The 21,644-nt window shown below is 41.6% G+C and carries 19 protein-coding genes; 5 read left to right on the top strand and 14 right to left on the bottom strand.

Annotated elements, in window-relative coordinates:
- Nucleotides 1-12: 12 nt before the first annotated feature.
- Entirely contained in the window at nt 13-1,938 is a 1,926-nt protein-coding gene (locus tag QA601_07650; GenBank protein ID MDG5814945.1) for a DEAD/DEAH box helicase, read from the top strand.
- Nucleotides 1,939-1,983: 45 nt separating this feature from the next.
- Here QA601_07650 and QA601_07655 read toward each other — a convergent pair whose 3' ends face one another.
- From QA601_07655 to QA601_07665, 3 genes are all read right to left on the bottom strand, one after another.
- Nucleotides 1,984-2,412 carry a ferritin-like domain-containing protein gene (locus QA601_07655; GenBank protein ID MDG5814946.1) on the bottom strand — a complete coding sequence of 143 codons (429 nt, stop codon included), beginning with the start codon at nt 2,410-2,412 and terminating at the stop codon, nt 1,984-1,986.
- Nucleotides 2,413-2,493: 81 nt separating this feature from the next.
- Nucleotides 2,494-3,129, bottom strand: a complete 636-nt coding sequence (locus QA601_07660; protein MDG5814947.1) for a DUF502 domain-containing protein — start codon at nt 3,127-3,129, stop codon at nt 2,494-2,496.
- 475 nt (nt 3,130-3,604) lie between these two features.
- Complete coding sequence (locus tag QA601_07665; GenBank protein ID MDG5814948.1) at nt 3,605-3,994, bottom strand: response regulator; 390 nt, start codon at nt 3,992-3,994, stop codon at nt 3,605-3,607.
- Nucleotides 3,995-4,240: 246 nt separating this feature from the next.
- Here QA601_07665 and QA601_07670 point away from each other — a divergent pair, with 246 nt between their 5' ends.
- Complete coding sequence (locus QA601_07670) at nt 4,241-4,612, top strand: response regulator (protein ID MDG5814949.1); 372 nt, start codon at nt 4,241-4,243, stop codon at nt 4,610-4,612.
- Nucleotides 4,613-4,772: 160 nt separating this feature from the next.
- Here the strand turns inward: QA601_07670 and QA601_07675 are convergent, their stop codons facing one another.
- From QA601_07675 to QA601_07685, 3 genes are all read right to left on the bottom strand, one after another.
- Nucleotides 4,773-5,090, bottom strand: coding sequence for a hypothetical protein (locus QA601_07675; GenBank protein ID MDG5814950.1), 318 nt, complete (start codon nt 5,088-5,090; stop codon nt 4,773-4,775).
- Between the two features lies 1 nt (nt 5,091).
- Nucleotides 5,092-5,364: a hypothetical protein gene (locus tag QA601_07680; protein ID MDG5814951.1), complete on the bottom strand. Its 273-nt coding sequence runs from the start codon at nt 5,362-5,364 to the stop codon at nt 5,092-5,094.
- A gap of 283 nt (nt 5,365-5,647) precedes the next feature.
- A complete protein-coding gene (locus QA601_07685; GenBank protein ID MDG5814952.1) occupies nt 5,648-6,493 on the bottom strand; it encodes a type II CAAX endopeptidase family protein in 846 nt (281 codons plus the stop codon).
- A gap of 369 nt (nt 6,494-6,862) precedes the next feature.
- On the opposite strand from QA601_07685, the gene QA601_07690 reads away from it, so the two are divergent.
- Entirely contained in the window at nt 6,863-7,981 is a 1,119-nt protein-coding gene (locus QA601_07690) for a HAMP domain-containing sensor histidine kinase (protein MDG5814953.1), read from the top strand.
- Nucleotides 7,982-8,370: 389 nt separating this feature from the next.
- On the top strand, nt 8,371-10,467 hold the full coding sequence (locus QA601_07695; GenBank protein ID MDG5814954.1) for a hypothetical protein: 2,097 nt from the start codon (nt 8,371-8,373) through the stop codon (nt 10,465-10,467).
- Between the two features lie 52 nt (nt 10,468-10,519).
- Here the strand turns inward: QA601_07695 and QA601_07700 are convergent, their stop codons facing one another.
- Entirely contained in the window at nt 10,520-11,671 is a 1,152-nt protein-coding gene (locus tag QA601_07700) for an aminotransferase class I/II-fold pyridoxal phosphate-dependent enzyme (GenBank protein ID MDG5814955.1), read from the bottom strand.
- Nucleotides 11,672-12,211: 540 nt separating this feature from the next.
- On the opposite strand from QA601_07700, the gene QA601_07705 reads away from it, so the two are divergent.
- A complete protein-coding gene (locus QA601_07705) occupies nt 12,212-13,816 on the top strand; it encodes a radical SAM protein (protein MDG5814956.1) in 1,605 nt (534 codons plus the stop codon).
- Between the two features lie 185 nt (nt 13,817-14,001).
- Here QA601_07705 and hisG read toward each other — a convergent pair whose 3' ends face one another.
- The 7 genes from hisG to QA601_07740 form a co-directional block, all read right to left on the bottom strand.
- Nucleotides 14,002-14,844 carry an ATP phosphoribosyltransferase gene (gene hisG / locus QA601_07710; GenBank protein MDG5814957.1) on the bottom strand — a complete coding sequence of 281 codons (843 nt, stop codon included), beginning with the start codon at nt 14,842-14,844 and terminating at the stop codon, nt 14,002-14,004.
- Nucleotides 14,841-15,101, bottom strand: coding sequence for a phosphoribosyl-ATP diphosphatase (gene hisE / locus QA601_07715; GenBank protein ID MDG5814958.1), 261 nt, complete (start codon nt 15,099-15,101; stop codon nt 14,841-14,843). Before hisE ends, hisG begins: the two co-directional genes overlap by 4 nt.
- Before the next feature lie 860 nt (nt 15,102-15,961).
- Nucleotides 15,962-16,420: a hypothetical protein gene (locus QA601_07720; GenBank protein MDG5814959.1), complete on the bottom strand. Its 459-nt coding sequence runs from the start codon at nt 16,418-16,420 to the stop codon at nt 15,962-15,964.
- Nucleotides 16,421-17,226: 806 nt separating this feature from the next.
- Nucleotides 17,227-18,228 (bottom strand): phospholipase D-like domain-containing protein, encoded by a 1,002-nt coding sequence (locus tag QA601_07725; GenBank protein MDG5814960.1) that lies wholly within the window; start codon nt 18,226-18,228, stop codon nt 17,227-17,229.
- Nucleotides 18,229-18,291: 63 nt separating this feature from the next.
- Nucleotides 18,292-19,833: a class I SAM-dependent DNA methyltransferase gene (locus tag QA601_07730; GenBank protein ID MDG5814961.1), complete on the bottom strand. Its 1,542-nt coding sequence runs from the start codon at nt 19,831-19,833 to the stop codon at nt 18,292-18,294.
- Nucleotides 19,830-21,068: a restriction endonuclease subunit S gene (locus QA601_07735; protein ID MDG5814962.1), complete on the bottom strand. Its 1,239-nt coding sequence runs from the start codon at nt 21,066-21,068 to the stop codon at nt 19,830-19,832. The genes QA601_07730 and QA601_07735 overlap by 4 nt, the downstream gene beginning before the upstream one ends.
- The gene (locus QA601_07740; GenBank protein MDG5814963.1) at nt 21,068-21,319 is read right to left on the bottom strand and encodes a GxxExxY protein; all 252 of its coding nucleotides are present in this window, start codon (nt 21,317-21,319) and stop codon (nt 21,068-21,070) included. The genes QA601_07735 and QA601_07740 overlap by 1 nt, the downstream gene beginning before the upstream one ends.
- Nucleotides 21,320-21,644 lie beyond the last annotated feature (325 nt).

Here is a 21,644-nt window from a genome sequence, read left to right on the forward strand (position 1 = left end):
TAAGGAGTGTATGTGAAATATCAGAATCTTGAGCTTGATCCGTTTCAGACCGACGCAGTAGAAGCTATAGACAGAGGAGAGTCAGTGATTGTAGCAGCCCCTACTGGATGCGGGAAAACACTTATTGCAGAGTATGCGGTCGAAAAGTCGATCAATGAGGGCAAAAAGGCGATCTATACCGCCCCTATCAAAGCTCTTTCCAATCAAAAGTACCGTGATTTTCGTAGCCGCTTTGGTGAAGAGATCGTGGGGATTCACACCGGGGATGTTACCATTAATCCCGATGCCCGCTTACTCATCATGACTACAGAGATCTTTCGTAATCTTATTCTCGAAGAATCCCCCAGGCTGATGGGGATTTATTACGTTATTTTTGATGAAATTCATTATCTGGATGACCCTGAGCGTGGGACGGTATGGGAGGAGAGTATAATTTTAGCTCCCAAAGCGATACGTTTTATGTGCCTTAGTGCTACTGTGCCCAATATAAAAGAGCTTGGTTCCTGGATGAGTACTGTGCGCGATACCAATTTTGCCCTTATTGAAGAGAAAACGCGCCCGGTGCCACTGAAGCACTCTTTTTTTCACCCCAAATTTGGGATCATGAGCATACGATCGATCAAGCGAAAGTACCGAAAAGATCCGGTGATACGAAAGAAATTTTTGCGCCGAAAACCCTCATCAAGAAGAATCGTTCAATATGTACTGGAGCAAGACAGAATGCCTGCTCTTTATTTCTGTTTTAAGCGCAGGGCCTGTGAATACAATGCTGAACTGCACATGCGCCTTAAGCTTTTGAATGCTCAGGAACTCCAGGAAGCCAGGGAGATGATCGATAAACTGGTAGTGCAGTACAAGCTTGAAGACTATGAGCGTCTTGGGTATTTAAAAGAGATGTGGGAGTCTGGTTGTGCTTTTCATCATGCGGGCATACTCCCTGCTGCTAAAGAGATAGTGGAGCGGCTTTTTACTGCCGGATATATCAAGCTTTTATTCTGCACAGAAACATTTGCTCTTGGTGTAAACATGCCTGCACGTTCGGTGATCTTTGATGAGCTGGAGAAGTTTGATGGTGTTGATTTTAATTACCTTATGACACGGGAATATAATCAGATGGCGGGGAGAGCCGGAAGGCGCGGGATGGACAGTGTCGGCTATGTGTACTCTCAGGTTACTCCCGAAGCAACTGATCCCAACCATTTAGAGCGTCTGTTGTATGGTAAGAATGAAAAGATAAGCAGCCGCTTTTTTGCCTCCTATTCAACTATTTTGAATCTCTACAGCCAATTTGGTGAGAATATTTTTGAGATATTTCAAAACAGTTTTCACAATTTTCGCAAAGGCACCTTTTCTATCACCAAGGCTTACAGAAGAGAAGAGGCGCAGGTACGAAACAGAATTCGCTTTCTTAAATCTGCCGGTTTTCTGGACGGAATAATGCTCACCGAAAAAGGCCAGCTTGCAGCAGGGGTCAGTGGGTATGAGATCCAGGCAGCAGAGTTATTCTTTTCCGGCAGTTTTGAGGAGTGTAGTGTAGAGCAACTGCCGGTGATTATGGCGGCATTAATCACCGAGGAGTGCAGAAGTAAAAAGAACACTCCGGCCACCCCTGCTCATTTAAAATTTAAAGCAGAGAAGGTGATTCATAAGCTTCGTGCAAAAGAGATTCGACATAACATTTCAAATCCGATACGGGAGATGGATTTCTCTCTGGCTGCTCCGGTCTTTTCATGGGCCAGGGGGTGTGATCTTAAAACACTGGGTACTTTTGGGGTGCCTGAGGGTGATTTGGTACGAGTCTTACGAATGGTTATACAACTACTTAGAACGCTACGAGACAGAGTGCCCGACCCGGAAATCAGTGACAAGATGCATGATGCTCTTGTGCTTGTTAACAGAGATGTCGTGGATGCACAGGCACAGCTTGAGGTTGAATAACAGTGAAACGAGGCGGCATTGCCCTAAAACAATGCCGTCCCCTCTTTAGTACGTCTCCGAAAGTAGTTCTCGTATAGTCTGCAAATGAAGCAGATCGTCTTCATAATCATTTTCAAGATCTGCTGCTATCTGCGGTATCGTAACCTGATCCAATAATTTCTCGTATTTGTCGCTTACTATCTTTTCATCCCGCATAAGTGTGCGCAGAATATCTTCTATCTGATACTGGCCCTTTTTTCCATCGTGTTTTAATTCAGAGCCAATCTCATTTTTCCTGGGTGGTTTTTCCCCTAATTGCCGTATGTAGCGAGAGAGGTTTTGCACATGCTCCTCGTGATCTTCCTTGAAGTCACACAGCTGCTCACACAACCCCTCATCCTTTATGTTTTCCAATGCCCAGGAATATTCCCTGGCAGCTTCCATATCCAGAGCTGTTAGATTTTTAAGCTGACGTGCAATCTCCTTATTTTCCACTTGTACCTCCTTTAACCCAAAAAAACCACTACTATAGTGATTACGAAAAAAGGGGGGCCAAACATATTACCTATCTAAGGTTCACGCGACTTTTAAATCCGGCTTAATTTCGCTTTTAATTACTCCGCCTGTAAGAACCATCTTCACCGCGTCTTCAACTGCGACATTAAATGGGCGTACTCTTTCCGTAATCACCATAAATCCACTTGTTGGATTAGGGGTAGTGGGTATAAAGACTGTACTAAACTCTCTGCCACTTCCCTCCGGATCACTAACCGCCCCCGTTTTGAACGCTATCACCCAATTACCCTTACTGGGATATTCCACAAGAACTGGTTGTGTAAAGAAACTCTCGCTCTTTTTTGAGCCCAGCATATCCACCAACTGACGAGTTGCCCTGTAAATAAGCTTAAGAAAGGGTATGGAGCTAAAAAAGGAATCGACCTTTGAGATTAGTGTCTTGCCAACAAGAGTCTTGATCAAAAACCCAAAACCAACAATAAGAGCTATAAGGGATAGGAAGGTAAGCGCTTCTAAGATAAAAGCCCAAACAGTTGATGCCATCAGGTGTTGGGGCATGAGGATGAGAATATCATTTATAGAGTTTTTGGCTAATCTAAACAGAAATGTTATAACAAACCATGACACTATAAGCGGCAGTAACGCAAATAAGCCCTGAAGAAAGTATGAGAAGATGTGTGAGAAGTATTTTTTCATTAAGTTCTCCGCTTCAAACCTGGTGCACAAAAAGCTGCTTAGAATAAAAGGTACATATGTTCAAAAGGTGAAAACCGGGCTTGTTCTTCGGTGCCCTCTTGTGGTTGAGGTTGTCTAAATTGAGGCAAGAAAAACAAAAGCCTGTTTATGGCGCTGCATTCTCTTTGGATCCTTGGGCATTGAGCAAATTGCTGGTTGTTTGCACCTAAAGGTGAAAATGAAGCTGCTTTTAACAAAACTATGGCTGCTACAAACAAAACAATAGGTGTCCTGTTTCTTTTAAGCAGAAAGGTTAGATGAGTAGATTTTAGTACCGTCCCTGGCCTCCTTTTTTCATGTGTAATTTTCCTTGTTTTACGATTTAGAAACCAACTTTATTGTATCTATGTGTATAACAAACATAGAACTGTTATTTATAAATAGGTTCGGTGTCTGGGGAAAGGAGGCTTGAAGCAGAAAAAAAAGGTTTGAAAATTTAGATGGAGGTATCAGAGGAGGCGTAGATCCCCTTTTTCTGCAACAGAGTTCTTAGAGCTATAGGAGAGACCGGTTTTATCAGGAACATATCTGCACCGGCTTGCAGAGCATGAGACTTTAAATCTTCATCTCCATAGGCAGTAATGACGATAATGATAGCCAATGGGTGCAACGTTCTGGCCATGGTGACCAGCTCACAGCCCTGCATTTTTGCAGTACCCTCTATTCTCAGATCGATAATTAATACATCATAGTCTTTGGTTTCTATAAAGGCATAAGCTTCAACGGTGGAATTTGCCACATCTACTGTAACTCCTTGTTTTTGAAGGAGTTTTTGAAAAGCCAAAAGGATAGCTTCTTCATCATCGACAATCAGTATTCTACCCATAGTGCTTTATTCCTCCTATACCTGAAAACAAAAGCAAATCCAGTACCTCTTTTGGGGAAAGTGGGAAATAGTTCTTACATCTCACTCACTCACATCGTATATTATGCACTACCTCATTCAATGTATCACCACCCCCAAGCAAACATTTTATACACATATTTTCACCGCATTAGTGATAGACAGTACTGTTTCTGTACTTATTAGCGATGTAGTAAAAATCCTGTAGCCAAATTCGTAGAGGAGTGCATGAGTTTCGACAAAAGAATTCTTATAGTTGATGATGAGACAGCAATTTTACTTGCCTTCAAAAGGCTTCTTCAAAGACCTGGCATTGAAGTAGTTACAAGCGAAAGCCTCAGTGAAGCAAAAGAGAAGATCGACCGTTCTTTTTTCGATGCTGTTATTGCCGACCTTCGGTTATCGGGGACTTTTGACCAGGAGGGCTTTGAGATCATAAAGTTCACCCGATCCAAGTATCCCCAATCAAAAATCGCCCTCATTACCGCATATGGAAGCAACGGTATAAAAGAGGAGGCTAAAAAGCTTGGCGCAGATTTTTACTTTGAAAAACCGGTATCTAAAGATAAATTATCCCAGATTTTAGACAGCCTGGGCTGATTTTCCATTAAGGTGTACCCCATCAGACTGCTCCCTCCTTTGCCTCATCTATTTTGCACCGGGAAACCGGGATAGAGCACTCTCGCTAACACCAACATTTAAACTGGCGGAGTAGTTTGAACGCTGTTTCAACTGCGCATGTACCTACCTCCGAGCAGAGTCAAGCACCAGGCGGTAACTCAATCCCACTTTTTCCAAAGGGGTTGATCTCAGCCCATGCTCGTATAATCAGAGGTGCCGACACCCCGATATTTGCCGCAAGAATTGGCTGCAGTTCAACTCCTGACGTGATATATACATACGCCAACCCTGCACCCAGAAGCGGCATAATCACAAAGGGAAGCCAGTAGATAATATCGGTGAAATCAGGTCTTTGCTCTTTTGCAACATGCTGCAGCTCCGTTAATTCCAGCAATTTTATGGCTAATGCTCCTCCAAAGGCACACAATACAGGTAATTGTAATAACGATGTATCCATTTCAGGCAATCCTATTTTTAAATGAGGCTACTATTCTTTCGCAAACACTTGCATTCTGTTTATAATGACGACGGGTGGTATAGAGCGTTTCACCTTTTTCACTTTTCAATGATGAACGTACTATCTTTTCCTTATTGGCGTGAATGACACATTCGACTCTTTCTGCACTCATACATTCCTCTTCTGCAATACCCTGTATGGTGCGCCACCTATACTTTTTATTCTCCAGTGCTCGTAACACTTTTTCCAATTCACTGTGACTTTCATCGGTCATGATTGCTCCTCTCCCCTATACGGTAACCTGGCAAAGTAAAAGATATTCATACAGGAAAACTTTCTCCTTTTAGGATCAGATAAAACGGAGCTGCACCATTGGATGTTTATTATTTTAATAAATAGTTTCATAGGAGCAGATTATAAAAGGTGTATTCCTCATTGAGAAGTATGTTATGCTGTATATAAGTAAAATAAAGGTTTATACTCTCGAGGTCAATACCTAAGGATTCAAAAAACTCATCACAGTAAGTACTTACCGTTTTCACTTTTTTAGGAGTAAACTATTCGCGGTTAATTAGTGGCGGATTTTTATTAACAGAACTTTTAATCTCTCCTCTCTTAGTCATAAACTTCCACGACAAAACAAGTACCACCAGGGCTATCCCGGCCTCAACACCAAACCCGATTGACTGGACTGTAAAATCGGTATCGGTAAAAGACAACACTTCTCTCATGGCATTACCTACCCCATGATATAACACCGCAATTACCCCTATTTGACCCGCAGCATTATAAAGCCATGCATAAAAAATTGAACCAGCCAGAATAGATGCGTTGAAAAACCAAAACCCCGAAGTCCCAAAACCAACTGAATGTTGATAGGTCCCTTCCAACAAAAAAAGTGGTACATGCCATAAAGCCCAAACTACTCCTATCAAAATGCTGCCATTTAAGGGGGACATGTGGCTCTGCAATCCTTTTTGAGCGTAACCACGCCACCCGGGCTCCTCTATGGCACCAGCAATGATTCCTACTAAAATGAAAACAGTGGGTGCGCTAAAATCAGTAAGGTGGTTTATACTTTGGCCGAAAATAAGACTACCAATTAACAGGGGTAATCCGGACAAAAGTAAAACAAACCCCAACAGATACAGATACCAGCGAACGGATAACAATCTTAGATCAAAGTTATTACGCAAAAACCCCCTTACGTTTCCGTTCCAAAAACCAAGTTTGACCATTAGTACTGCAACCAAAAAGGGGCCGCAAAACCCCAGTACTGTTAGTAGCAGTGTTGGGAATTGTAGCCAACTCTGGCCGGTTAACACCGCTCCAAACCAAAAAATCCAGGTCCATAGAAGGGTAGTTATGAGATAGATAAAGGGGTTTAGACGATCGGTTTTCACTATGATTCTCTCAAATTTGCGTTTTGTTCCATACGGAACTGAGCTGTTATGAGCAGATCTATTCTTCTGTATCCATAATTTTCAGGCCACATGGAACAATGCAATACGCATTCCAGAATACAACAGAAAGGAGCTTTCTATGAAGCGAATCTGCATATTCCACGTAGACATCCATTACGAGTAGTAGTTATCAGCTCATAATAGGTTCCCAGAGCCCAGGCATAGTACTCCATTATTTGACAGTCACTTTAGTATCAATATAATTTGAATAGAATTAGCCGTAAATCGAAGGGTAATGTTGAATACAACACTCTTCCGGTTTCACTTAAAGCTCACTATCCACCTACTTACTATTTTCAGAGGTTCCCGATGAATACTTTTTATGCTTCGCCTGGGAGAGCGGGCAGTGAAGAGCTTAAAAATGCAATAGTACATTTATCTAATGATTCCTTTATTAACGGTTTGATGAAAACTATAGGGGGACTGCTGGTGGTACTCAACGAGCACCGTCAGGCAGTTGCCATCAATGAGGAGTTCATAAAGTTTCTGAATTTAGATGACAGCGAAACCATTCTGGGGCTGCGATTGGGTGAGATGGTTGGATGTATCCATCAGGATAAAAACACAGCCGGATGTGGCACAACGGAGTACTGTCAGACATGCGGAGCTGCGATAGCAACGGTCTCATCTCTGGCAGGAAATAAGCCCATAGAGCGCACCTGTGCTATTCAGACAGGCAAAAACGGGGTTGGCAATGATCTGTTCTTTTCTGTTCGCGCTGTCCCGATCACGCTTCAGGAGCAACAATTTATCCTGATCTTTCTCCAGGATATCTCAATGCATCAACGCTGGGCCTATTTGGAGAAGAAGTTTTTTCATGACCTTAAGAACATGCTCACCGGTATTATTGGTGTCAATGAGATGATGTGTGAAAAATACAATGATTCACTGTTGGAAAAGATATTTGAAACATCCCTGCGTATGGATCGTGAGATAACCGCACAGCAACTGCTCTTTGGGGCTGTGGGGCAAAACCATACAGCTCTTTACAGTGAAGTTGATATTACTGCTTTTTTCAAAGATCTTCAGGAAGAATTTACAGTTAATCATTCTTCTCTAAACATAAGTCTTGAAGTACTTACTCCGGAGAGTGCGATAGTTTTGCGCACCGACAGGGGATACCTCAGGAAAGTTGTGGAAGAGATGCTTTTCAATGCCGTTGAAGCATCCGGACCGGGAGATTTTATTAAGCTGTGGGTGTCGCGGGACAACGCCACTGCTACAATTTATGTCTGGAATAAAGAGTGTATACCAGATAAAACCGCCTTGCGGGTATTTCAGCGCAACTTTTCAACCAAATCATCACCGGGAAGAGGCATCGGCACTTTTCTTATGAAACTGATTGGTGAGCAGGTTTTGGGAGGAACCGTTTCATTTACATCAACGGTTACCGGGGGAACAACATTCAGGATTACTTTGCCGCTGTGAATTCGCTCTGCCCCTGTTGCTTGGGGGAAGAGCTTTATCTTTTTCATTCTGTAACTGACACTCCATCTATTTTATTCTGAAAGTATTGTGTTAGATTCTGAGGGGGTCATGCTGCCCCCCCCCGGGTACACTGTTGAAACCCAATTGTTCTTCGAGTAAAAACTACCTATCCATACATACAGGTTCTATAATTGCAATACAGAAAACTGAGTAACGACCTAAATTTATTAACAAAGCTTATGAACAAAGGTTATGAAATGTTTCCTAAATTATTTTTGTCATTTATTTATATTGTTCTGGCTATAATTTTCATGGTACTACTCATAAGACGAACTGGTTTTAAAGTGAAACCGTTGCGAAGTCTTATATTTATTCCAATAATAACATAGGTGATAATATTTGGATCAACCATTTATTTCATTAGCGCAGCAGAATTTATCAATGAGGACTACGGTTTTTCAGCTATCATTCCTAACATTTTCAATGGAATATTTCTTGCTATACTGGGACTCGCTGCATTTGACTCCATGAAGCACTCTTTCGACAAAAAAAAATCCCAGGAAGATCTTGGCTATACGGTAAAATACATAGAGCGCCTTCAGCAGCATGGTTTTTTTGAAAGCAGTAAACATATATCGGAAAATCTTTTTAAGGATATTTTTAAGCACCTTGAAAAAGATAGTAAATCCCCAATTAATTCTGCCTACATTGGTAACCTTGAAGTGTTCGGGAAGAGCCTTCAGGAATCCTCGGCTTTCTCTCATGAGCTGACAAATTTAAAATGTTTGGAAAGATTATACAGCGAAATATTCCAAACAGCTCTAAATGCTACTATTAAGGAATCCAATAAAGAAACTGTTTTGAATAACTATTTTAAACCTTACCTGAACCGGAAAAGTGAAGTAAAGTTATGCAAAGCACAGCTTAGAATCGCCACCTATATAAACACATGGCTTGAAGTACTCATAAAATTGTCCAGCTTTATAGATAAAAATCATTATCTTCAACAGGCCGATCTGGTCAGTAAGTGGAGCGATAAGCTTTTTGCTACTCAATATATAGATATATTTAGCCCTTCAGCACTTAATTTTTTCTTACACCTGAAGATGAAACGCCTCCCGGGGGATAGATCGTATGATTTCATTCTCCAAAGAATCAAGTTCTATCGTTTAAAAGGTAACCTTCACCACGAGCAGGTTAGAATTACTACTACTGGTAAAATTAACATTAAAAATATTGAAGATACTGAAAAGGAATACCGCAAATCCTTATCTATTCTATATTGTTTAATGAAAAACGAAGATATTTCAGACCCATTGCCTATAGAAAACAGGGCTTTTTTGGATTGTACCGATTACGCCGATGAATGCAGCAATCAAACATTTGCGAAGATTCTTCACGATAAACTGTTTAACGATAAGCCTAAGTATTTTTCCTGGGGAGTACTTGAAGAATGTAGTGATGTAGAGAAGAGTTTGAAGAATTTCGATAACGATGATAATTACTTAAATAGTATCTATGAAGGTAATGTTGCTCTGGAGAAACTTTTTGGAGAGTTCTCAATTGAAACTGCTCTTGTGTATGAAAGTATTGCTCTGAACAGAGTCAGGTATGTTGAACATTATATAGACAGTGAAAATGATTCAGAAATAGTTCCGTTCAAAGAAAATGATCTGATCATTAACAAAGCATTCGGAATGATGCAGTCGTTGTTGAGTTATGAGCAGTCCTGGAAACATTGCATTAAAATGTATGATAATATGGGGATATATTTTAGAGTTAAAGGAGAATACTTAAAAAGTGTAAACAAAAATAAATCAGCTAATTACTTTTACGATTCCGCCATTTCTATTCATAAGCTGGTTTCCGGCCATCTCACTGATCCGACCTTTACCAATAATCTATCACTTACATGTAAAAAAACTGATGATTCCAGCCCCATAGATTATCTGATCTATTTGAGGAATTTAATCAATCTGAGCAAAGCTCAATTATGCCTGTACAAAGTAAATGAAAATGAACAAACTTACATGGAATCCCAAAAAAACCTCAAAGAAGCCATATGCCATGCTTCAAAAACCGGCAACTATATCTACAGAGCACGGGCTTACGGTTATCTTGCTGAGCTATACTCAATGCGTAAGGAGTATAACGAAGCATTACTATCATATTTTTACAGCATAGAAACTTTCAGCAAACTAAACTATCCAGCCTTCCACCACAAAATCTGTAACCGTTTGGCAAATTTTTATAAAAAAAATGAAGAAAGATTTGATGAAATACATAGGGTGATTTTCGCTAAATCATTTAATCTTTGTCTAAACTTTTCGAAAAAAGGTTTATGCAAAATTCATCTTTGTAATAATTACCCAAACCCCTATTTAGAATTGTTTAAAAGAGCACCAGACCAGTGTAAGCATATAAATGACTGTGATGCATACTCTATGGAGTCTGACCAGAGTACTATAGATAGAGTTTTTGAATGAATACCGTGATACTCACCTTCAACTTAATAACCCTCACAGATTACCACATCCATCACCCTCTAAGCCTCCCCAACCTTCTCCCTGCCTCTTTTAGTGTTTCCGGTTTCTTTGCAAAGTGAAGCCTCACCAGATCATTAACCGGTTCCCTGAAAAAACTTGAACCCGGCACTGCCGCTACCCCAATTTCACGGGCCATCCATTCACAAAAACGATTATCATCTCCAAAACCAAACTCCCCCACATGCAACATCACATAATACGCTCCCTGTGGTTCTGTAAAGGATAGACCGGCATCCCTGAGATACCCAAGAAACAAATCCCGTTTTGAGCGATAGGTCGTCGCAAGCTCATCATAGTAAGAATCGGGGAACAGAAGCCCGGTAACGGCAGCCTCCTGAAGTGGCGCTGCGGCACCAACGGTAAGAAAATCATGCACCTTTTTCACCCCATCGATCACCTCCTCAGGGCCCGCCACATACCCTAAACGCCACCCGGTGACTGAATAGGTCTTTGACAACGAGCTGCAACTAAGCGTTCGCTCCCACATTCCCGGAAGGGATGATAAGTAGGTGTGCTTGTGCGGGGGATAGACGATATGCTCATAGACTTCATCGGTGATTACAAAGGTATCAAACTCGATTGCAAGAGACGCAATATACTGAAGTTCCCCGGGTGTAAAAACCTTTCCCGATGGGTTAGATGGATTGCAGAGAATAAGCGCTTTGGGTTTCTGCTCAAAGGCATGGCGAAGTTCATCGCGGTCGAAACTAAATGATGGTGGTTTGAGAGCCACATAGATCGGCTCGGCTCCACTGAGAATTGTATCGGCAGTATAGTTTTCGTAAAATGGTGAGAAGATCACAACCTTATCGCCCGGATTGCAACAACTCATCATCGAAGCCATCATTGCTTCGGTGCTGCCACAGGTGACTACGATATTTTTTTCAGGATCGATATCCATTGCCATGAAACGGCTGAGTTTTGATGCAAGCGCGGAGCGAAATTTTGGCGCGCCCCAGGTAACCGCGTACTGATGCGGACCGTGGCGACCGGCATGCTCTGCCGCGCTCAGAATTTCCCCGGGCGGATCGAAATCGGGAAAGCCCTGCGAAAGATTTATCGCCCCGCACTCATCTGCAATACGGGTCATTTTTCTGATAACCGACTCGGTGAACCCCTCAATACGCTTGCTCGTTTTTGGCATAAACCTGTTACCCTGCTTTCTGATCGTTTTTCATGGCCGGTGCCTTTTTAACACAAAGCAAAATAGTTGATTCCAAGCACCTTACTCCGTTAAAAACGTGTAGCAATGTACGCGCTCTCACCCCTGCGACCAACCTGCCGCATTAAAGCTAGGGAGTGTGGTTCAAAACTGATGTGGTTTAAATCAATTGGGATAGAAAAACAGAAATGACCATTTCCGTGAGAATGATGGTTTTTTAGAGATTTACCCCGTGACACCCAATAAAAGCACAGTTCTACATTTGCTTTCGGTTGTTTTTGGAAAAGCGGCCCCCCCGGCTTCTCACGAAAGGGGGTAGGCACTGTTTATGTAGATCAAAAAGGTAACATTTTTCAACAGCCCGGTTTGAATGGATGATAGAGAGGGATTTGATCGCCACAGGCCCTGCAGGGGAGCATTTTTCGCACAAGAACAGTAAATTGACTATTATGACCTTAAAGTGTTATTTTGTATGTTAGAGATCTATTCTTAATTTCACCGAAGAAAGCGCAGCCCAAAACCATGAAGATCTGTCTTGTGAGGCCGCCCAGTTTCTGTAAAAACCTTACTTACCCGTCTGGCCCCCGGTTCGGTCTGCCACTAAGCCTTCTCTATCTGGGGGCGAACCTGGAGAGTGTCGGACACGAGGTGGTGTTATATGATGCGTTGAGTGATCTGGAAATTGAGGATCTCAGGCCGGATCGGGATGGCAGTTATCATGTGGGGGCGTCCTGGGATAAGGTGGCTCTAAGGGTCAGGGAGTGCGCCCCCGACCTGGTCGGGATAACAAACCCATTTTCCGATTTTGTTTCCTGTACCATAAAATGCGCGGAGGTTATAAAAGAAAACCTGCCATCTGCTTATATAGTAGTAGGTGGGCCACATGCCACAAGCGAGCCCTCTGCGTTTCTTTATGATGGTAGCCCGGTGGATTATATTATGCGCGCAGAGTGCGAGTCAGCAGTGCTATCATTGTGCACAGCGCTTAGTAAGGGGGGGGATCTCTTGAAGGTGCCCAATCTGGCTTATTGCAGAAAGGGAGAGTTACAATGTAACCAGCTGGCCCCCTTTCTGGTGGATTTGGATAAGCTTCCCCTGCCTGCTTACCATCTTGCTGATCTGGAGAAGTCCTTTGAGCTTGTAAAAGCAGGATTTCCCTCCCGGTTTTCTTTCGCCTATCCCGGGTCTCACCGCGAGGTATCATTGATAACGTCACGGGGTTGTCCCTTTGGCTGCATTTTTTGCGGCAATCATCTGCATATGGGAAGACGCTGGCGTTACCATTCGGTTGGCTATATTATGAGGCACATGGAGCTACTTGTTTTGCACTACGGAGTACGCCATTTTCATATTGAAGACGACAATCTGGGTCTTGACCCCAAACGTTTTGAAACGTTTCTGGATGCGCTGCTTGCAAAAGAGTGGAACATCACATGGGATACACCAAACGGAATCAGGGCAGACAGGCTTCCACCCGCTTTGCTGGAAAAAGTCAAGGCAAGCGGATGCACCTATCTGATATTTGGCATTGAATCGGGTAATCAAAAAGTTCTTGATACTATAGTCAAAAAAAATCTCAGGCTCGATGATGTAACGAAATCAGCCCGGTATGCAAAGCGCTGCAGGCTTGATGTACACGCTTTCTACGTGGTCGGGTTTCCCGGCGAGACCCGCAGGGAGATAGTGGATACGTTTCGCTATGCTTTAAAGATGCTTGCGCTGTATGATGTTATACCTCACCTTTGTCTGGCAAGGCCGTTGCCCGGCACTTCTCTTTTTGAGATGTGCCAAGAAAAAGGATTCCTCACTGAGCCGGTTTTGCCCCAAATCGGAAAAGGACTCAGGGGAGAGCTTTTTGCCCGCCGGATGATTCGGACCAGTGATTTTTCTCCCGCTCAGCTTGAAAAATGGGTAAGCTCCTTTAATCGCAAGGTCATAACCCTCATCATTCTCAAATCGGCCATTTTCTTACTGTTTCACCCTCGTGTAGCAAAACAAGCTATCGGAGGCGCCCTGTCTTCTTCCGGAGTAAAGAGCGCTCTTCTGAAGATTTTTTTCGGAGGGCTTTTCTATAAATTCAATTACCTCAATCCCAGGCTCCGGCAGAAAAAGTCGAGAGTTGCTTAGGCCTTTTAGTAACTGTTTGTCACAATAGGTTTATTCAGCACCCTCTGCTTTTTTCTTTAAATTGTAACAGTTACACACCCGATGCGTGTACCCTTTATATCTCAATCACCAGAAAAGACGGATCAGTTTACGAACCATAACTGATCGCACTCGTCCTCTGCCCCTCCCCCATCGCTATCAAGTAACTATATCCTGGCGCTCTCTATATCAGTTAAAAGTATTCCTTTACAGCCAAGATCGGATAATTTATCCATTATAAGATTCGCATCCGATTTTTTCACCATTGCTTTAACAGCATACCATCCCTTTTCATAAAGCGGGCTTATGGTAGGAGAAGATAATCCTGGTGTGATACTACAGGCGTTTTTAAGGTTTTCATCACCAACATCATATTCAATCATCATCCATGACTTAGCAACGAGTTTTCCTTCAAGACGTTTTTTGAGCGTTACAATGTCGCCAAGGCCAGCCCTGCCGGGATGAGCAAAAAGAGCAGCCTGGGAGGTAAACAACGGTTCACCTAAAATACGAAGGCCGGCTTGCTTTAAGGTAGTCCCAGTTTCGACCACATCCACCACAGCGTCGGCCACACCCAGACTCACACTGATTTCAACAGCTCCGGTAAGCGGTATGATCTCCGGTGCAGGCGAACCGAAATAGTTGCGCACTATTTCAGGATAACTTGTCGCGATTCGTTTATCACGCAGCTCATCAAGAGTTTTAATGGCACAGTCATTGGGAACCGCCGCATAGTGTTTTGATTTCCCAAATTCCAGATCGAGAACCTTTTCGCACAACATACCCGCTTCAGCTTCAAAATCGATTCCCGTAACCCCGGCATCGATAATTCCCTTTCCCACATACATGGGGATATCGTCGGGGCGCAGAAAAAAGAATTCCACACCATTATCCGGATCAGCACTCGAAAGAGATTTGCGACTTTTTGATGCCTTATAGCCACATGCACGAAACAGATCTATGGTGGGATCAAAGAGCATCCCTTTATTTGGCAAAGCTATTTTAATCATAATTTTTCATACACCTCATCTAAAGAAAGGTTTTTTTCCGCCATCATTACCGCTACATAGTAAAGAACCTGTGAGAGCTCGAGGGCGAGATTTTCATCACTTTCGTAATTAGCAGCCATCCAGGATTCAGCCGCTTCCTCCACCAGTTTTTTGCCAATGGCATGGGTGCCCTTTTTGAATAACTGAGTGGTGGAACTCTCTTCCGGCATTTGAAATTTTCGCTCTTTGGCCAACTGCACCATCTCTTCAAACGTCATAGTGATTCCTTTCGCTGCAGACCCGGGTTGTGAAAATTAGCGAAATTGTGTATGCTACGGTCGTTTTTCCCGGGTACTTTTTGCTGAAGAACTGTGTAATATAAATAACGACGGATTAATTTGGAATTATCAGTAATTACTAAGATTAATCACACATTCTAACTAATTGAAGTTATTGGGATTGTTGTCCCCGCGGTTTCTTCGTCGCTCCTTTCATTTTTATATGGGGACGCTCACAGCTCATAGCTACAATAATCATAAAGCCCAATGAATTTTCAAGGCAAACGTATTGTCAGTGTTTCTTTGATCAAGTTCATACAGAGAAGCCAATCGTAGTTTTTGGTTTACACGATAGGCTAAAAAGAGTGATTTTGGAGTTGCATAATTCATATCGAACACATTGGAGCTAAAATTCCACGCTATATTTACATCAATTCTCGCTCCAGCAGTAAATTTTCCACGGTTCCCAGGTAATGATTAAAGGTAGGTTTACAATGTAATACCAATCAAACCATTTCCTGAAAGTAAGTCTTGGTATCGATGCTACCCCGAATAAAGCAATGTCCGATTTTAGAAATGATGATAAAGCCAGTGTTAGAATTTTATCGGTATAATTATGTTGATTGAAAGTCGTATCATAGGCAAGTGAAGATCCGTATACTGCCGTATAAAAAGTGTCTATGGTGGTAGTTTCATACTTCCTATTTATTTGCCGTGAGGTGAGCGTTGCTTCTGCATACCGTACAATGCTTTCGAATTTCAGAATATAGGAAAGACCTACCTCGTTAATCTGGTTTTTATAGTAAAATTTTTTTTTTGGGATTTAGTCTGTTTATGTAGGGCCGATAGTCTTCATTGGATTATCTCTCCTTTGAGCTTCTAAAACTGGTTGTAACAAACTGATTTCCTGTAACATTAACGGTAGCGTTTATCCCATAATTATAGTCTTCTTTTCCTTTCAACGGTGTCACAGATACTGTATCTAATGAAGCGTTCAGATAGCTTAGTTGTGAACTGAATTTATTCCTCAAAGACAGGTATCCTGAAATTCCCGTAAAGAACCGTGCGTTTTTAGCGTGTAACCATGCCTCCGTTTTTACCCGTGGTTTTTCGTAATCCCACCAGTTTTCTTCCCGTTCACCCAGGCGAATACCCGAAACAAAATTACCCACAGGAATCTGCAAATAGGTGGAATAGGAGCTAAAGTTTGCTGTACCAACGCCAATTTCTTTGTGCGGATATAGCTTTAATCCAGGATTATTCATTGCCTGACTTACAGTAAAATAATCCAGCGAGTAAACATGTTTAAATTGAGCCAATAAACTACTGAAATTGCCTTATTTTAAATTGAAATGAGACTGATCACCTACTGAGTAGCTCTATTTTAAATTGAAATGAGACTAATCACCTATGGAGGAGCTCTATTTTAAATTGAAATGAGACTAATCACCTATGGAGGAGCTCTATTTTAAATTGAAATGAGACTGATCACCTATGGAGGAGCTTCAATCAATGGTTTAATTGGAGCATTTCGCGACTATATAATTAAAATGTCCAAAGAGATGGGGAGTAGTAATAAGGTAAAACAGTCTGTTCGCTCAATTATGATGGGTTAGATCCAAGCATAAAGCCGAAATACAAACAAAAAGACGAGCTTTGGTCATGATAGGATAAGTTTCAGTGCGGTTCGCACAGATCATCGATCTGATTTCTGTCAAAAACCGGTTAGAATCTTAGGGTATGGCGTATCGGATTTGAATTTGATTGATTGAGATTTGCTCCGGTCCCATCCCTGTGACTGGAGTGGGTGATACCAAACCAAACACCACTCCTGCAACAAAGGCTACTGAACGGGGTCCCCCTTCTCTCCGTGGGAGAAGGGGATGGTTGCTGAGCGGCAGCCGAAGTACAGGGGATGAGGTCAGAATGAAACGAACTCTAATCCCAGGGACATCGGTATAATAGCCTGTAAGGCTTTTTATATCAGCATGGGGGTTTCCTACCCTATGCTAAAAGCGCGGAGTAACAATCAAAACCTCCGGTCCCGGCACGTCTGCAAGCTGATAGCCCGATCCGTAAGAGAGGGCGTCTTCGCGGAGTTGTGGAAGAATATCATTACTCCTTGTTAGTATAATTTTCTCTTTATAATTTCTTTGTAAAACTCATCAAACGATATTTCAAGTCCTTTATCATCAGTTATACTTTTCAATTGGTTCTGGTAATACAAAATAACGGATTTCTTTAAAGAATTAAAATGGCTAATCGGCATTGGGATCGATGATGGCTGTATTTGCTCACAGAATTGATAACTCAAACCTTCTTGATCTTTAGGACTGTCATATTTTTCAGGTAATGTATAATATAAGCCCTCCCATTCTATTTTTTTATTAGTAAGTGAAAAATCAAAAATTGTTGCGTCCCTGGGTATAGAGTCGTAACCATACCAGTATTCTATGCTTTTATTATTTAGAAAAGGTACATTTTGTTTTGCAATATTTACTTGTTTATTCCCTTCTTCTATTTGCTCAGACTTTAACATAAGACAATCTATTATAATGTATATATTTCTGTCCAAATAAACACCACTTTTGAGAGCGTCCAAAAAAGTAATGTTCTTGTTGTTTATTCTTGTTTTTCTATTTGTCTCCCAGCGCTTTATAGCAGCATTATAATCAGATTTCGTTATCGGCTTAGAATTTGGCCATATTTGATTATCAAACCACCCTTTAGTTTCTTGTATGACTTTTTTATCGTCGGTATAAACAGACACCTCTTCCCAACCAGTTATTTCCTTATCTTCAAGAACAAGTCCATTGGAAGAGGCGTTTGCAGAACCAATTATAACACCTTGATCAGTCCAGTAAACCTTAGCATGTAAAATATTATTCATTTTAACATCACTGTTTTTTGTGGTCAGTTGATTTTTAATTTTTTCTATTTCTTCCGGGTTCGTTGCACCAGAAGTATAATTACATACGATTTGTATTGACACGTTGTCCTTACATGGGAAAATATTAGCTGCCCCTTTTCCCCAAAATGCCACAGCGCATTTTATCTCAGAAGCTTTTGAAAAGAGTTTCTTAATTTCGTCCTGAATGTCCCGATTTTTTGTAAGTAATTTATACATATTTAAATCCTTAATCCTTAATTATTTTTCTAGTCTACAGATCTGCTTGGCAAAGATATGGTCTCAGTCGGTTATCTCCCTCTCTTCTGATGTTTTATTTATAGTAACCAGAAGATCTTTAAAACTTTCTAATCCTGATTCCACATTCTCAATTATCTCACTTGCCAGAATATCAGGATCGGGCAGGTTGTCGAGGTCGGTGAGGCTTTTATCCCGCAACCAGAATATATCAAGATTGGTCTTGTCGCGGGCCAGCACTTCCTCATAGGTAAATTTTCTCCATCTTCCTTCGGGGTTTTGTTCGCTCCATGTTTCTTTTCGCTTATGGCGGTTTTTTGGATTGTAGAGCTTAACGAACTCTTCCAGATCTGATGAAGCCAATGGTTTTTTCTTCAGTGTATGATGAACATTGGTACGATAATCGTAAAACCAGATCTCTTTTGTGTGGGCTTCCTTGCTTGCTGCTCTGTTATCGAAAAACAACACATTTGCCTTAACACCGGGACGGTAAAATATTCCGGTTGGCAGCCGCAGGATCGTATGCAGATCGGTTGTTTTCATGAGCTGTTTTCGGACCTCTTCACCTGCTCCCCCTTCAAACAAAACATTATCGGGCAGTACAACGGCCGCTTTACCGGTAACTTTCAGCATGGTTTTAATATGCTGCAGAAAGTTAAGCTGTTTGTTTGATGTTGTTTCCCAGAAGTCCTGGCGGTTGTAACTTATGTCCTCTTTTTCCGCTTCACCTTCTTCATTGGTAACCGTGTAGGAGCTCTTCTTTCCAAAAGGAGGATTGGTAAGTACATAATCAAAACGGTTTCCATCATCGGCCACGAGTGCGTCATTGGGTGAGATGTAGCTTTCACCCTCAATTTCTCCGATGTTATGCAGGTACATATTCATCAGACACAAACGGCGGGTATTGGCGACAATCTCATTTCCGTGAAAAGCTTTATTCTTTAAAAATTCTTTCTCTTCCCTGTCTAACTTATGATTTTCTGCAATCCAGTCATAGGAGGCCAAAAAGAATCCGCCTGTACCGCATGCGGGGTCGGCAATGGTTTTCATTGGTTTGGGCTGAATGCACTTGACCATTGTTTTGATAAGTGCACGGGGAGTAAAGTATTGCCCTGCACCGGATTTGGTATCTTCGGCATTCTTTTCCAATAAGCCTTCGTAGATCTTGCCTTTGATATCGGCGCCCATGGTTGACCATTTTTCCTGGTCGATCATGTTTATCACACGGGAGAGCTTTGCTGGGTCCTGTATTTTATTTTGGCTTTTGGTGAATATCTGCCCTAAAATTCCTTTTTCGGAGCTTAAGGTGCGAAGCAACTGATTGTAAAATGCTTCCAGTTCAGCACCTCTTTTGCCGGATAGTGTTTCCCAGTCACAAAAATCGCCACCCTTTATCTGCTTGCCTTCCACATCTTTCAGGCGGGGGAATTTTAAACCTTTATTGTAAGGTGGTTTATTCAGCTCATCTGCCATTTTTAAAAAAAGCAGATAGGTTATCTGCTCCAGATAATCACCGTAGCTTACCCCGTCATCACGAAGGACATTGGCAAGGTTCCATATTTTTGAAATGATTGCAGAGTCGGTCATCTGTTTTTCTTCTCCTTCTTTATCTTTTCAAGCAGTACACTTGCCGGTTCGTAATCAGCTTCCTGTTTGCATTTTTCTATTTCTTTTTCGGTTAGCAGTTTTCCTTCAAAGGCTTTTTTGAGGATGCTTTGGCGCAGGGCTTCGCATTTTTCCAGGCCTTCGTTGATGCTTTGTTCTACTTTGTCGCAGACGGAGAGGCGGGATTCGATTTCTTTGATTATTTGTTTTTGTTCTGATATACTTGGAACAGGTATAGGAACGTTTTGTATAATCTTTTTATTAAGATTCATCATAGTTGTTCCTGTTGCGCTGCCAGTTAAATATTCCTTTACTATTGGGCTCCCTAAATAGCAGGATAAAAAGGGTGAATAGATTTTTGATTTAACAGGCCTTAAGAACAAGCTTCCTGTTCCACAAAACCATCCATTTTCTTTATCTGTAACTAATGCACACCTTCCCATTTCCCCTCTGCGCCCAATGATTACATCCCCAGTTTCTAAAATGTAATTCGGTAATTGATTTCTCTTTTCCATTGTGATTGAAAAATCAAATCTTGGTAGTATCTTTCCGTCAATAATGTGCATAGGATTTATTAATGGGACACCATTTTTTATATAATCAGACTTATGTAATTGAGAGCCAAACGGGCCAATTTGAACTTTTTCTGTTATCTCTTCAATTTTAAGTTTAAAGAAACGATCCCCCTCAAAGGCCTTTTTCAACACCGCCTGCCGGTACACTTTCAATTGCTCCTGTGCTTTTTTAAGGTCGGCAATGCCTTTATCGAGGGAGGCAAAGAGGTTTTCGATTTTGGTTACGATGGCGCGTTGGATGGGGAGAGGGGCTAAAGGAAGATACTCCTTTTCTATATGCTGGTAATGTCTTGCATACCCCTTGTCCTTTATTTTAAAAACAAGGATTTCAGTTAATAATGAAATATACTTTGGATGAATTCCGTTCTTAGGCTCTAAAATCTTTGTTCCATCAGCACCAGGTGCAAATTGAAAATTGATGTGTTTTATTTTTTTTGTATGATCGCCAAACACTACTACAGGCAATTTACAATCTAAAAGCTTTTCTCTATCATTTGTGTAACCACCTATTATGGATTGTCCTTGATCGACAACAGGGTATCGGCCGCTATTCAAGTATTCTTTTTGCTTTAGTTTATGTTTTGTAGTTGATACTTTAAAAACAGCATCCTTGTATAAAATATTTTCCCAATCTTCTCTCATCACACCGCCTCTCCATTGTCTGCATTGGGATTTATAGGATTTGAGGATGATAGGATTTTTTTGTTGTCCGGGTGATTGACATTATAAACCCTTTTGAACTGCAGGCTTTTGGAGCCGAAATTTATGAGCAGTCCAATGGGCAGGTTATACGCCTGGCAATAGTTCATTGCCTGTGTTAGATGCACATCTTCCAGATTTATCTGTGCTTTCAGTTCCACCATAATCTCACGTTCAACAAAAAAAATCAACACGCCTTGTTCCTATCTTTTCACCCTCATAATGGATGTCCATTTCCATTTCACGCTGAAAGCTCAGCCCCTGCTTAGCCATTTCAATGGCCAAAGCCCTCTGATAAATCACCTCCTGAAACCCGTTTCCGAGCGTGGAGTGCACCTTCATGGCACAACCGATAATTTTGTGGGTTAGTTGTTGATTCTTCATTGGGATTTATTTGATTATCCTTTTGCTGGGAAAATGTCTGAATTGGGATTTATAGGATTTGAGGATTATAGGATTTTTTTCTCAGTATCCCATCTTATAATCCGTTCATCCTACAAACCCCAAACCACACAGATT

This window comes from Chitinispirillales bacterium ANBcel5, from assembly GCA_029688955.1.
GTDB lineage: Bacteria > Fibrobacterota > Chitinivibrionia > Chitinivibrionales > Chitinispirillaceae > Cellulosispirillum > Cellulosispirillum alkaliphilum.

Coding starts and splice junctions, on each gene's coding strand:
- QA601_07660 (MDG5814947.1), bottom strand. CDS start 3,129: ATGAAAAAATACTTCTCACACATCTTCTCATACTTTCTTCAGGGCTTA.
- QA601_07665 (MDG5814948.1), bottom strand. CDS start 3,994: ATGGGTAGAATACTGATTGTCGATGATGAAGAAGCTATCCTTTTGGCT.
- QA601_07670 (MDG5814949.1), top strand. CDS start 4,241: ATGAGTTTCGACAAAAGAATTCTTATAGTTGATGATGAGACAGCAATT.
- QA601_07675 (MDG5814950.1), bottom strand. CDS start 5,090: ATGGATACATCGTTATTACAATTACCTGTATTGTGTGCCTTTGGAGGA.
- QA601_07680 (MDG5814951.1), bottom strand. CDS start 5,364: ATGACCGATGAAAGTCACAGTGAATTGGAAAAAGTGTTACGAGCACTG.
- QA601_07690 (MDG5814953.1), top strand. CDS start 6,863: ATGAATACTTTTTATGCTTCGCCTGGGAGAGCGGGCAGTGAAGAGCTT.
- QA601_07700 (MDG5814955.1), bottom strand. CDS start 11,671: ATGCCAAAAACGAGCAAGCGTATTGAGGGGTTCACCGAGTCGGTTATC.
- QA601_07705 (MDG5814956.1), top strand. CDS start 12,212: ATGAAGATCTGTCTTGTGAGGCCGCCCAGTTTCTGTAAAAACCTTACT.
- hisG (MDG5814957.1), bottom strand. CDS start 14,844: ATGATTAAAATAGCTTTGCCAAATAAAGGGATGCTCTTTGATCCCACC.
- hisE (MDG5814958.1), bottom strand. CDS start 15,101: ATGACGTTTGAAGAGATGGTGCAGTTGGCCAAAGAGCGAAAATTTCAA.
- QA601_07725 (MDG5814960.1), bottom strand. CDS start 18,228: ATGTATAAATTACTTACAAAAAATCGGGACATTCAGGACGAAATTAAG.
- QA601_07730 (MDG5814961.1), bottom strand. CDS start 19,833: ATGACCGACTCTGCAATCATTTCAAAAATATGGAACCTTGCCAATGTC.
- QA601_07735 (MDG5814962.1), bottom strand. CDS start 21,068: ATGAGAGAAGATTGGGAAAATATTTTATACAAGGATGCTGTTTTTAAA.